The following is a 12,417-nucleotide window of genomic DNA, read 5'->3' as shown; positions in this document are numbered from 1 at the left end:
TCAGCGCGCGGGGTTCAGTGCAGCGACTGTTGTGTCGTAACGGTTCTCGCGTTCGGCGTCGCGGAGGAAACGGACCCGGTCGACCAGGATCTCGTCGGCGTCCGGCTGGTCCTGGAGCAGCTTGACCGACTCGTCGACGAACTCGTCGAGCGGCATCCACTCCGGGTCCGGTACGCCGTTCAGCAGGCCGGTCTGAACCGCCGGCGGCACCAGCTCGATCACCTGGACACCGGTGTCGGCCAGCTGGATCCGCAGGCTCTGCGTGTAGCTGTGGACGGCGGCCTTGGTCGCGCTGTACGTCGGGGTGTCCACCAGCGGGACGAACGCCAGGCCGGAGCTCACCGTCATGATCACCGCATCCGGCTTGGTCAGCAGGTACGGCGTGAACGCGGTGAGCGTGCGGATCGTGCCGAGCAGGTTGATGTCGATCACCTGCTCGGACGTGGTCAGGTGCGCCGGGTCGCGGAGGTCCTCCTCGACCATGATCCCGGCCATCGTGACGACCACGTTGAGTTCGGGGTGCTCAGTGGTGACCGTCGCGAAGGCGGCCTTGATCGAGTCCGGGTCGGCGACGTCGAGGGTGATGCCCGCGATCCCGTCCTCGGCCGCGATCCGGTCCAGCAGGTCCTTGCGGCGGCCGCTGATGATCACGGTGTTGCCGAGGTCGCGGAACCGCCGGGCCAGCTCGAGGCCGATCCCGGACGTGCCGCCGGTCATGAAGATCGTGTTGCCAGTCGTTTTCATGGCTCCAGCCTTCGCGAGGCCGGCGACGGTAACCAGGCTGCCGTTAACCACGGATCGGCAAGCCCTGGATAACGCCGATCCGTCCGACAGACTGGAGGACATGGAGTACGGCGACCTGTCAGATTTCCTGCGCAAACGACGCGAGGCCCTGCAGCCCGAGGACGTCGGGATGCCGCGCGGCCGGCGTCGCCGTACGCCTGGTCTCCGGCGGGAGGAGGTCGCGGCGCTGGCGTCGATGTCGGCCGACTACTACAGCCGGCTCGAAGGCGGCCGGGGACCGCAGCCGTCGGTCGACATGCTGGGGGCGATCGCCCGCGCGTTGCGGCTGACGACGGAGGAGCGCGACCACCTGTTCGTGCTCGCCGGCCACGGGACGCCGCCGCGGACGACCCGGGCCTGTCACGTCGACCCAGGGATGCTGCGGATCCTCGACCGGCTGCAGGACACGCCCGCGCTGCTTCCCAACCGGTGCGGCGACACCCTCGCGCAGACCCCGGCGCACGTCGCGTTCGCCGGTGAGCAGACCAACCACGAGGGCCTCGAGCGGAGCGAGGCCTACCGCTGGTTCACCGATCCGGCGTCCCGGACGCTGTACCTGGAGCAGGAGGTCGCGACGCACAGCCGGATGCTGGTCTCGATGCTCCGCTCGGTCGCCACCGCGGACGGCCCGAAGTCGTACGCCGCCACCCTCGTCAAGACCCTGCAGAAGCTCAGCCCCGAGTTCGCCGAGATCTGGGACCGGCACGAGGTCGGCGTCGCGCACAGCCGGACGAAGCACTTCAACCACCCGGTCGTCGGCGAGCTCGAGCTGTACTGCGAGGTCATCGACAACCGGGATCAGCAGCAGACGCTCGTGGTCTTCACGGCGACGCCCGGCAGCGAGAGCGCGGAGAAGCTGCAACTACTGTCCGTGCTGGGCAGTCAGACACTCGATCCGGCGCGCTGAACCGCCGTACGGCGACTCAGGTAGAACGCGAAGAGCGCGGTCGGGAAGAACATCACGATGCCGTAGACGGCCACCGGGATGGACATCTCGCTGTTGCCGAGCAGCGTCGGGCTCAGCGCGATCGTGAGCGCCAGCGTGGCGTTGTGGATGCCGATCTCCATCGAGCAGGCGATCGACTGTCGCTCACCAAGGTTGGCCAGCCGCGGTACGGCGTACCCGACAGCGAGACTGATGACGTTCAGCAGGACGGCGACCACGCCCACGGCGGCGATGTAGTCGAGGAAGTTGTCGCGCTCGCTGTAGATGGCGGCGAAGATCACCAGCACCAGCACGACGATCGAGCCGATCTTCACCGGCCGCGCCATCCGGTCGGCGAACGCGGGCAGCTTGTTGCGGATCAGCATGCCGAGCGCGACCGGGACCAGCACGATCGCGAACACCTGCAGCATCTTCGCCGGTTGCAGGCCGATCTCTCCGTCGCCGAGGAAGTGGTCGAGAGACAGGTTGACCACGATCGGCAGGGTGACCACGGCGAGCACCGAGTTCACTGCGGTCAGGGTGACGTTGAGGGCGACGTCGCCGCCGGCCAGGTGGCTGAACAGGTTGGCCGTAGTGCCGCCGGGGGAGGCGGCCAGCAGCATCATCCCGACGGCCAGGGCCGGCGCCAGGTCGAACAGCTTGACCAGGCCGAAGCAGATCAGCGGCACCAGGATCACCTGGACGCCGAGTGCCACCAGGACTGCCCGCGGCATCCGTAGTACCCGGCTGAAATCCCCGACGGTCAGGGTCAGGCCGAGGCCGAGCATGATGATCACCAGGGCGATCGGCAGCAGCACCGAGGTGAGCACGGATTCGTCCATCGGCAGGCCCCCTTCCAAGGTCGGTGGCTCAGAGTGACAGCGGGACGGCCGGACGGCAAGAGTTCCGGGACCGGCGGACCCTTTACCGGCTTTTCGTCATGAGTTAATTTAAGTTCTGCAATCTCATTGCGTAATCACTCCATGACTGAGGGGATCCGGCCATGGCCGCTCGGAAACTGCTGCCTGCCCTGCTCGCGCTGCTGCTCTGCCTGGTCTCCGGCAGTACGGCGGCCGCGCAGCCGGCCGCCACCTTCAACGTGCTCGCGTTCTACAGCGGCACCTGGGATCCCGCGCACATCGACTTCGTGAAGGAGGCGAACCAGCGGTTCCCGCAGTTCGGGGCGCAGAACGGGTTCACCTACACGGCGACGAGCAACTGGGACCAGCTGAACAACCTGAGCGCCGCGCAGTACCAGGTGGTGATGTTCCTGGACGACTCGCCGCACACCGACGCGCAGCGGACCGGGTTCCAGCGGTACATGAACAACGGTGGCGCGTTCTTCGGCTTCCACGTGACCGCGTACAACGACGCGAGCGGCGGCTGGGCGTGGTTCAACAACACCTTCCTCGGCACCGGGCGGTTCAAGTCGAACACCTGGGGACCGACCGCGGTCACGCTGAAGGCGGAGAACCGGTCGCACCCTGCGCTGGTGAACACCGGCGCGACGTTCCGGTCGTCGGTGAGCGAGTGGTACAGCTGGCAGAACGACCTGCGGAACAACGCCGACATCCAGATCCTGGCCTCGATCGACTCGTCCAGCTTCCCGGTCGGCACCGACGCGAACCAGACCTGGTACAGCGGCTACTACCCGATCGTCTGGACCAACAAGAACTACAAGATGATCTACGCCAACTTCGGCCACAACGCGATGAACTACGAGACCAACACCCGGCTCTCGTCGACCTTCGACGGCCCGGCGCAGAACCAGTTCCAGCCGACGTCCGACGGATTCACCCGGGTCAACAACCGCAACGACGCCACCAAGTCGATCGACGTCACCAACGTCTCGTCCGCCGACAATGCCGGCCTGCAGTTGTGGACGTACGGCGGTGGCGCAAACCAGCAGTGGAAAGCCGTGTCGGCGGGCGATGGCTATTTCCATTTCGTCAGCCGCCTGAGCAACAAATGCCTGACCGTCCCGAACGGCTCCACCGCCGACAGCACCCAGTTGGTCCAACTCACCTGCAGCGGAAATTCTGCTCAGTCTTTCCGGCTGACCGGGATGTGAATCTGGGCTAGGTTCCCGGCATGAGAATCCTGCGTGTGGCCGCTGTTGCGGCAGGAGGTCTGCTGTTGATGTCCCAGCTCGTCCCCGCCGCCCAGGCGGGCGGGCAGCCGTCGTACCAGTGGGAGCTGACGCCGACCGGGAGTACGGCGCAGTTCCGCGGGCTGGCTGCGGTGAGCAAGGACGTCGCCTGGGTCGGCGGGTCGGGCGGGCAGGTGCTGCGGACCGTCGACGGTGGGAAGAGCTGGCAGAACGTCAGCCCGCCCGGGGCCGAGACGGTGCAGTTCCGCGATGTCGAGGCGTTCGACGCGAAGCGCGCCGTCGTGCTGTCGATCGGGAACGGGACGGACTCGCGCGTCTACCGGACCGAGGACGGCGGGAAGTCGTGGACCGAGACGTTCCGCAACCCCGACCCGAACGCGTTCTACGACTGCCTCGACTTCTGGGACAACAAGCGTGGGCTGGCGTTGAGCGACCCGGTCGACGGGAAGTTCCGGATCCTGGCGACTGCGGACGGCGGCAAGTCGTGGCAGGTGCAGTCGACGGCCGGGATGCCGGCCGCGCTGCCCGGTGAGTTCGCGTTCGCGGCCAGCGGGACCTGCCTGGTCGCCGGGCCCGGGCGGACGGCGTGGTTCGCGACCGGCGGCGGGGACCGGCCGCGGGTGTTCCGGACCGTTGACGGAGGCAAGCACTGGACGGTCGCCGACTCGCCGATGGCCAGTGGCGAGGCGGCGGGCATCTTCAGCCTCGCCTTCCGCAACGGGCTGTTCGGCGTCGCCGTCGGCGGTGACTTCCTCAAGCCGACCGAGGCGGTGCGGGCCGCATCGGTGACGTACGACGGCGGCCGCAGCTGGAAGCTGGTCCCGGCCGAGCAGGCGCCGAAGGGGTACCGGAGTGGGTCCGCGTTCGTGCCGAACACGCCCGCTACCGTCATCGCCGTGGGTCCGTCGGGCAGCGACGTCAGCTACGACGGCGGACGCAGCTGGAAGCAGTTCTACGACGGCAGCTTCGACAGCGTCGAGTGCGCCGGCCACGGGAGCAAGGCGGGGTGCTGGGCGTCCGGGGCCAAGGGCGCGGTCGCACGGCTGACGCGCTGATGTTCAGGTCGGCGACACCCGTACGTCGTGCGGGGGTCGCCGACCACCCGACAGGATGAGGGCATGCGCAAACTGGTGCTGGGGACTATTGCGGGACTGTTGATGCTCCTACCGACTACGGCCGCCGCCGAGGCGGGGACGACCGACCGGCCCGGTCGCCCGCTGACCGTGGCGACCTACAACATCCACCACGGCGCCGGGATCGACGGCGTCCTGGACCTCGAGCGGATCGCCGTACTGCTGGAGAAGACCGGCGCGGACGTGATCGGGCTGCAGGAGGTGGACCGGCACTGGAGCGAGCGGAGCAACTGGGTCGACCAGCCGGCCTGGTTCGCCCAGCGGCTGAAGATGCACTACGGGTACGCCGCCAACCTCGACCTGCCGCCGTTGAACCCGGGCGAGCCGCGCCGTCAGTACGGTACGGCGATCCTGTCGAAGTACCCGATCAAGGACTTCACCAACACGCTGCTGCCGATGTACCCGGGCCAGGAGCAGCGCGGTCTGGCGGTCGCGACGGTCAAGGTGCGCGGCGCCGAGTTGCGGTTCGCGAACACGCACCTGACGCACAACAACAACGCCGAGCGGCTGGAGCAGGCCCAGAAGGTGGTCGAGGTCCTGGGCGCCTCGAAGCAGCCGACGATGCTGGTCGGCGACCTGAACGCCCGGCCGGACACGCCGGAGATCAAGACGCTGACGGCGCTGCTGAACGACACCTGGCCGGCCGTCGGGACCGGGCCTGGGTACACCTCGCCGGCCGAGAACCCGACCGCCCGGATCGACTACCTGCTGCACAGCACGCAGCTCCGGCCGACGAAGGCGTCGGTCCCGGTCTCGCCGGCGTCCGACCACCTCCCGGTCGTCGCCTCCTACACCCTTCGCTGACCGCTCCGACCACCGAACGGCGCCCTCCGGCTGATGCCGGACGGGCGCCGTTGCATTGCTCCGGGTGACCGTCAGCGCGGAATTACAAGCTTGTAGTTTGTCAAGTCGACACGCAGGTGAAACAAAGTTATTTGTGTGAAAGGTGTTCCCAATGGGGCTGCAGGCAACTAGTGTCACGTATGAGGTCCAGGAGGACCAAAAGTTCACGAACCCTGGGGAAGGGGTTCGTGACCGGCGGAAGGAACGACCCCGATGCGGACGCCCCCAGGGGCCACGTCCGGCGGGCGGGTCGCGAGCACTGGGAAGACCGGCAGAGCGCTGCTCTCCGGGGTGCTCGCGGTCTGTCTGGCCGGCTCGATGGCCGTGATTCCGGTCCAGGCCGAGGCCAAGCCGAAGCCGCCGGTCATTCCGTCCAAGGCCGCCGTCGAGCGGGCCAAGCAGGCCGCCACCGCGAAGGCCGTCCAGGTGCAGGCGATCGAGAACCAGTTGGCCGCCGCGAGCGCCCGGCTCGAGCAGCTCGGGGTCGCGTCCGGGATCGCCGACGAGGCCTACAACGGCGCCGTCTACCGGTTGCAGCAGGCGAAGGCCGAGGCCACCCAGGCGGCGGCCCGGGCGGCCAAGGCGCAGAAGACGCTGACGACCCAGCGGGAACAGATCGGCCGGTTCGCCGCGGCGTCGTACCAGGGTGGTGGTGACGTGGCGAAGCTCGCGCCGCTGTTCACCGCGGAGGGTCCGCAGCAGCTGCTCGACTCGGCCGGCGCGGCCCGCTCGGTGTCAGCCGCGATGCAGGGTTCTTACCTGCGCTTCACCGCGACCCAGGTGATGGCGAACCTGTTCAAGGTGCAGGCCGACGAGGCCGTCAAGAAGGTGAAGAAGGCCACCGACGAGGCGGCGAAGGCGAAGGCCGCGGCGGAGGCGGCCGAGCAGGCGCAGGCGTCCGCGGTCACCGCGATGGGCGTCCAGCGCAAGCAGGCGATCACGCAGCTCGCCGTGCTGCAGAACACGTCGGTCCAGGTGGCCGCCCAGCGGCAGCGGGGACTCGAGGAGCTTGCGCGCCAGCGAGCCGCCGCCCTCGCCGCGAAGAAGGCCGCCGAGTTGCAGCGCCGGATCGCCGCCCGGGAGGCCGCCGAGCGGGCCCGGGAAGCGGCGGCCGAGCGGGCCCGGGAGGAGCGCGAGCGGGCTCAGGAGGAGCGCGAGCGGCGCGAGCAGCAGCGGGAGAACCCGGGCACGAAGCCGCCGAAGAAGAAGCAGCCCGACCGGCCGCGCGAGGACGACCGCCCGACCCGGAAGGGGGCGAGCGCCGCGATCGAGTTCGCGCTGGACCAGATCGGCGACATGTACCTGTGGGGCGGCACCGGGCCGTCGCGCTGGGACTGCTCCGGCCTGACCCAGGGCGCCTGGGCGGAGGCCGGGGTGTACCTGCCGCACTACAGCGTCGCGCAGTACGAGCAGGTCCGGCACATCGACGAGGACGAGCTGCGGCCGGGCGACCTGATCTTCTGGTCGACCGACCCCGACGACCCCGGCACGATCCACCACGTCGCGCTGTACCTCGGCAACGGCCGGATGGTGCACGCGCCGCGGTCCGGCAAGCCGGTGCAGATCGACAGCGTGTACTACTGGGAACCGCCGGACTTCTTCGGCCGCCCGTGATGAAACCTCTGCGCAGCAAGGCGAAACTCGCCTCCGCGATGTCCCGGGTCCGGCGCCGCCGGCCGGTCGCCGCGGAGGCGGGTCAGCCGCCGTCGAGTGCCACGGGCAACGAAGCCCCGGGCGCGCCGGAGCCGGCCGCGCGGCCGGCGACCACGACGTACTCGCTGATCGGCTGGTGAGATCGGCCGAGCTCAGTGGCCTTCGGTCTTCAGGCGCTCGAAGGAGGCGCTGATCTCGGCCTCGGCGTCGGCCCGGCCGACCCAGGTCGCGCCCTCGACCGACTTGCCCGGCTCCAGGTCCTTGTAGACCTCGAAGAAGTGCTGGATCTCCAGCCGGTCGAACTCCGGCAGGTGGTGGATGTCGCGCAGGTGCTCCTGGCGCGGGTCGCCGGCCGGGACGCAGACGACCTTGTCGTCCGGGCCCTTCTCGTCGGTCATCCGGAACATCCCGATCGCGCGGGCCCGGATCAGGCAGCCCGGGAAGGTCGGCTCGGACAGCAGCACGAGCGCGTCCAGCGGGTCGCCGTCCTGCCCGAGGGTCTCCTCGATGAATCCGTAGTCGGAGGGGTACTGAGTGGCCGTGAAGAGGGTCCGGTCCAGGCGGAGCCGGTTGGTCTTGTGGTCCAGCTCGTACTTGTTGCGGGTGCCCTTGGGGATCTCGATGAAGACGTCGAACTCCATACGGCAGATACTGTCACGGTTCCGACCGACGAATTGACAGGAGCAGCCCGGTGGTCCGTCCTCCTCGTGCGGCGTTCGTCACGCTGCTCGCCACAGCGCTCAGCGTGAGCCTGGCGGGCGGAGCAGGCGCCGTACCCGGATCTCTCCCGACCGCGCAGGTCCAGGCGCCGGCCGTGCTGGCCCCGGCGAAGGCGGAGGGGGTCGCGCCGACCGCAGCCGGCGTGCAGAAGGCGCTGGCGGCGATCCTCGCCGACCCGGCGCTGGGCAAGCACCGGGGCATCTACGTGTACGACGCCTCGCGCGGCAAGCCGGTGTTCTCGGTCGGGTCCGCCACGCCGTACGTGCCGGCCTCCACGCTGAAGCTGCTGACGACGGTGTCGGCGCTGGACACGCTCGGAGCCGGCCACAGGTTCGCCACCAAGGTGGTCAGCGCTGCGAAGGGCTCGATCGTCCTGGTGGGTGGCGGCGACCCGCTGCTGACCATCAAGCGCCAGACCGACCCCACTGACTACCCGACGCGGGCGTCCCTGCAGACCCTGGCAGCCAGTACGGCGAAGGAGCTCAAGGCACAGGGCATCACAAGCGTCACGCTCGGGTACGACGCCTCGCTGTTTACCGGACCCCCGGTCAACGCGAAGTGGCAGCCGAACTACATCACCGAAGGCATCGCGGCCCCCACGTCGGCGCTCTGGGTGAACGAGGGCCGGCTGAGCCCAGGTATGGCGAAGCGGGCCGCGTCTCCGTCACAGGCCGCGGCCACCGCCTTCGCTGCTCAGCTCAAGGCGGCCGGGATCATGGTGACCGGGGCTGTGAGGCGTGCTGTCGCACCGACGACCGCTACGTCGCTTGCGCAGGTCGCGTCGCCAACGGTCGGGGAGATCGTCGAGTACGTGAACCTGCACAGCGACAACGACGGCGCCGAGGTCCTGCTCCGGCATGTCGGCCTGGCGACCAAGAACGGCGGCTCGTACGCCGGTGGGGTCCTGGGCGTGAAGGCGACGCTGACCAAGCTCGGCCTGAACGTCAGCAAGGCCACCATCGAGGACGGCAGCGGGCTGTCGCGTACGAACCACGTCCCGCTGGACGTGCTGGCCGGTGCGGTCCGGGTGGCCGCGTCCGAGGACCACCCGGAGCTGCGGCACCTCCTGACCGGACTGCCGGTCGCTGGGTTCACCGGCAGCCTCGAGGACCGGTTCGGCGTGGTCGGCACTGGTACGGGCACCGGACTGGTCCGGGCGAAGACCGGAACGCTCACCGGAGTCCACAGCCTGGCCGGGATGGTCCGTGACCGCACCGGCACGCTGCTGGTGTTCGCGGTGGCGTCCGACAGCGTGCCGGTTCCCAAGACGCTGGCTGCCCGGGCAGCCCTCGACAGAGCAGCCGCCGCCCTGGCCAATTGCGGCTGCGCGGTCTGATCGGCGGGCGCATGTTGGGACATACGACTAGGGTCGACACATGAACGAGCGGAGCGAGTTCATCATCGAGCGCAGTGTGCCTTGTGCCTCATCCGCGCCCGGAGCGAAGCGAGGACGTGGATGAGTACGGCGGAAGGCCCGGCTGCGGCGGAGATGGTCGACTGGCAGTTGGCGACGGGAGTAGCGCGCAAGCTGCTCCGGCCCGGCCCGGCGGTCAGCCGCGCCGAGGCGGATCAGGTGGTCGCCGAGCTGCGCCAGTTCGCGGCCGACTCGGAGCACCACGTGCGGGAGTTCACCGGGCTGCAGGCCACCTCGGCCACCGCGCCCGTGGTGATCGTGGACCGGCCCGGCTGGGTGCAGGCGAACGCGGACGGCTTCCGCACCGTGCTGCAGCCGCTGGCGGACAAGCTGCGCGAAAAGGCCGAGCGGACCGGTGGGCTGTCGTCGGCAGTCGGCTCGCGGGTGACGGCGATCGAGGCCGGTGCGCTGCTGGCGTTCCTGTCCTCCCGGGTGCTGGGGCAGTTCGACCCGTTCTACCCGGCCCAGCCCGATCCGGACCGGCCCGGGCTGACCGGCCGGCTGCTGCTGGTCGCGCCCAACGTCATGCATGTCGAGTCCGAACTGGGCGTCGTACCGCGGGACTTCCGGCTGTGGGTGTGCCTGCACGAGGAGACTCACCGGGTGCAGTTCACCGCGGTGCCGTGGCTGCGGGACCACCTGCGGTCCGAGATCGCGCTGTTCCTCGACCAGGCCGAGCTGGACGCGTCGGCGTACGCGGCGATGTTCCGGGAGGCCGTGCAGCGGCTGGGGCGGTCGGTGCGCGGTGAGGCCGAGCTGAGTCTGGTCGACCTGATGCAGTCGCCCGAGCAGCGGGCCGTGCTGGACCGGCTGACCGCGGTCATGTCGCTGCTCGAAGGGCACGCAGACTTCGTGATGGACGGAGTCGGGCCGTCGGTCATCCCGACCGTGGACACCATCCGGTCCAAGTTCACGTCCCGCCGGCAGAGCGGCAACCCGGTGGACCAGCTGCTGAAGCGGCTACTCGGGCTGGACGCGAAGCTGCGGCAGTACAAGGACGGCGCGGCGTTCGTCCGCCGAGTGGTCGACCAGGTCGGCATGGAAGGCTTCAACCGGGTCTGGACCGGGCCGAACACTCTGCCCACCAAGCACGAGATCGCGAATCCCGATGCCTGGGTCGCACGACTCCACCGCTGAGCCGCCGAGCCGGTCGGCGGCCGAGGAGCTCGTCGAGCACCGGAGGGGGAAGCTGCACCCCGCCGTAGCCCGGACTCGGGAGGCAGTGCGGGCCACGCTGGCCGAGCTGCCCCAGGGCACCACCGTTCTGGTGGCCTGCTCCGGCGGCACAGACTCACTGGCCCTGGCGGCAGCTACTGCGTTCGAGGCTTCGAAGCTCAAGCTGCGCGCAGGGGCCGTCATCGTCGACCACGGGCTGCAGGCAGACTCCGCCCACACAGCGGAGGTCGCTGCCGACCAATGCCGGTCGCTGGGCCTCGATCCGGTCCAGGTGCGACCTGTGGAGGTCGGCACCGAGGGTGGTCCCGAGGGAGCCGCCCGGACGGCCCGGTACGACGCTCTGCGCGACGCGGCCGACGAGTTCGCGGCGGACGTCGTACTGCTGGCTCACACTCGGGACGACCAGGCCGAGACTGTATTGCTAGGGCTTGCCCGAGGCTCGGGTGCGCGGTCGCTCGCTGGGATGGCCCCGATCGCCGGTCTGCTGCGCCGGCCCTTTCTGGAGCTGCCGCGGGCGACCACTGCGGCAGCCTGCATCGCGTCCGGGCTGCGGCCGTGGCACGACCCGCACAACGAGGACCCGCTGTTCGCGCGGGTCCGGGTGCGCCACGAGGTGCTCCCGGTGCTGGAGGAGGCGCTCGGACCCGGCGTGATCGAGGCACTGGCCCGTACGGCGGGACTGCTCCGGGCCGACGCGGATGCGCTCGACATGCTCGCGGCTGACGCTGCGGAGACGTCGCTACGTCGTACTGACAATGAGGTGCACTGCGATGTCGGCGCGCTGACTGCCGAGCCGGACGCCGTGCGGACCAGAGTGCTGCGGCAGGCCGCGCTGGAAGCCGGGTGCCGGGCGACGGACCTCACCGCCGGGCACATCGCGGCCATCGACGCGTTGGTCACCGGCTGGCGCGGGCAGCGCTGGATCGACCTGCCGCAGGGCGTCCGGGCGGCGAGACGGGGCGGATTCATCGTCCTGGGCCCGGATGTGACAGGCTGATCGCGTGGATGCGGCGGACATCGAGAAGGACCTGACCAAGATCCATTACACCGAGGACCAGATCCAGGCGAAGCTGCGGGAGCTGGCCGGCCGGATCGAGCGGGACTACGAGGGCAAGGACCTGCTCCTCGTCGGCGTCCTGCGCGGCGCGGTGATGGTGATGGCCGACCTGGCCCGGTCGTTCAACCGGCACGTGGAGATGGACTGGATGGCCATCTCGTCGTACGGGTCGGGCACCAAGTCGTCCGGCGTGGTCCGGATCCAGAAGGACCTGGACACCGACATCACCAACCGGCACGTGCTGATCGTCGAGGACATCATCGACACCGGGCTGACGCTGAGCTGGCTGGTCAGCAACCTGGAGTCCCGCAAACCCGCCTCGCTGGAGCTGTGCACCGCGTTCGTGAAGCCGGACGCGGCCAAGATGGCGGTCCCGGTGAAGTACGTCGGCCTGGAGCTGCCGGACGAGTTCGTCGTCGGGTACGGGCTCGACTACGCAGAGAAGTACCGGAACCTGCGCTGCGTCGCGACGCTCGCCCCGCACGTCTACTCCTGACTGCGCTAATACCTTCCCCACCCCACCACCCCGGTCTGGCCCGCAAGGCAGACTTGGTGACAGCCTGTACAACAGGTCGTACCGTCCTTTGGTGACCCTCGTGCTGT

General features: G+C 69.4%; 13 protein-coding genes. 10 read left to right on the top strand and 3 right to left on the bottom strand.

What is annotated here, in order from left to right:
* Positions 1–744, bottom strand: coding sequence for an SDR family NAD(P)-dependent oxidoreductase (locus AB0H36_RS06810; protein ID WP_360517734.1), 744 nt, complete (start codon positions 742–744; stop codon positions 1–3).
* Between the two features lie 100 nt (positions 745–844).
* Here AB0H36_RS06810 and AB0H36_RS06805 point away from each other — a divergent pair, with 100 nt between their 5' ends.
* Complete coding sequence (locus AB0H36_RS06805; RefSeq protein ID WP_360517731.1) at positions 845–1,690, top strand: helix-turn-helix transcriptional regulator; 846 nt, start codon at positions 845–847, stop codon at positions 1,688–1,690.
* Here AB0H36_RS06805 and AB0H36_RS06800 read toward each other — a convergent pair.
* Positions 1,666–2,550, bottom strand: coding sequence for a bile acid:sodium symporter family protein (locus tag AB0H36_RS06800; protein ID WP_360517728.1), 885 nt, complete (start codon positions 2,548–2,550; stop codon positions 1,666–1,668). The two genes, AB0H36_RS06805 and AB0H36_RS06800, sit on opposite strands and share 25 nt — an antisense overlap.
* 161 nt (positions 2,551–2,711) lie before the next feature.
* Between AB0H36_RS06800 and AB0H36_RS06795 the strand changes: the two genes are divergently transcribed.
* From AB0H36_RS06795 to AB0H36_RS06775, 5 genes are all read left to right on the top strand, one after another.
* Positions 2,712–3,779: a ThuA domain-containing protein gene (locus AB0H36_RS06795; RefSeq protein WP_360517725.1), complete on the top strand. Its 1,068-nt coding sequence runs from the start codon at positions 2,712–2,714 to the stop codon at positions 3,777–3,779.
* 20 nt (positions 3,780–3,799) lie between these two features.
* Complete coding sequence (locus tag AB0H36_RS06790; RefSeq protein ID WP_360517722.1) at positions 3,800–4,873, top strand: oxidoreductase; 1,074 nt, start codon at positions 3,800–3,802, stop codon at positions 4,871–4,873.
* A gap of 63 nt (positions 4,874–4,936) precedes the next feature.
* Complete coding sequence (locus tag AB0H36_RS06785) at positions 4,937–5,755, top strand: endonuclease/exonuclease/phosphatase family protein (protein ID WP_360517719.1); 819 nt, start codon at positions 4,937–4,939, stop codon at positions 5,753–5,755.
* 252 nt (positions 5,756–6,007) lie between these two features.
* Positions 6,008–7,408 carry a C40 family peptidase gene (locus AB0H36_RS06780; protein ID WP_360517716.1) on the top strand — a complete coding sequence of 467 codons (1,401 nt, stop codon included), beginning with the start codon at positions 6,008–6,010 and terminating at the stop codon, positions 7,406–7,408.
* On the top strand, positions 7,408–7,587 hold the full coding sequence (locus AB0H36_RS06775; protein ID WP_360517713.1) for a hypothetical protein: 180 nt from the start codon (positions 7,408–7,410) through the stop codon (positions 7,585–7,587). The genes AB0H36_RS06780 and AB0H36_RS06775 overlap by 1 nt, the downstream gene beginning before the upstream one ends.
* 12 nt (positions 7,588–7,599) lie before the next feature.
* Here AB0H36_RS06775 and AB0H36_RS06770 read toward each other — a convergent pair whose 3' ends face one another.
* Positions 7,600–8,088 carry an inorganic diphosphatase gene (locus AB0H36_RS06770; RefSeq protein WP_360517710.1) on the bottom strand — a complete coding sequence of 163 codons (489 nt, stop codon included), beginning with the start codon at positions 8,086–8,088 and terminating at the stop codon, positions 7,600–7,602.
* Between the two features lie 50 nt (positions 8,089–8,138).
* On the opposite strand from AB0H36_RS06770, the gene dacB reads away from it, so the two are divergent.
* From dacB to hpt, 4 genes are all read left to right on the top strand, one after another.
* A complete protein-coding gene (dacB, locus tag AB0H36_RS06765) occupies positions 8,139–9,503 on the top strand; it encodes a D-alanyl-D-alanine carboxypeptidase/D-alanyl-D-alanine-endopeptidase (RefSeq protein WP_360517707.1) in 1,365 nt (454 codons plus the stop codon).
* A gap of 120 nt (positions 9,504–9,623) precedes the next feature.
* On the top strand, positions 9,624–10,718 hold the full coding sequence (locus AB0H36_RS06760) for a zinc-dependent metalloprotease (protein ID WP_360517704.1): 1,095 nt from the start codon (positions 9,624–9,626) through the stop codon (positions 10,716–10,718).
* Complete coding sequence (gene tilS, locus AB0H36_RS06755) at positions 10,690–11,754, top strand: tRNA lysidine(34) synthetase TilS (protein WP_360517701.1); 1,065 nt, start codon at positions 10,690–10,692, stop codon at positions 11,752–11,754. Before AB0H36_RS06760 ends, tilS begins: the two co-directional genes overlap by 29 nt.
* A gap of 4 nt (positions 11,755–11,758) precedes the next feature.
* Positions 11,759–12,310 carry a hypoxanthine phosphoribosyltransferase gene (hpt, locus tag AB0H36_RS06750; protein WP_360517698.1) on the top strand — a complete coding sequence of 184 codons (552 nt, stop codon included), beginning with the start codon at positions 11,759–11,761 and terminating at the stop codon, positions 12,308–12,310.
* Positions 12,311–12,417 lie beyond the last annotated feature (107 nt).

The organism is Kribbella sp. NPDC050820, from assembly GCF_040653975.1.
In the GTDB taxonomy this organism is placed as follows: Bacteria; Actinomycetota; Actinomycetes; order Propionibacteriales; family Kribbellaceae; genus Kribbella.
This window is presented reverse-complemented; position numbering and strand designations above follow the sequence as displayed.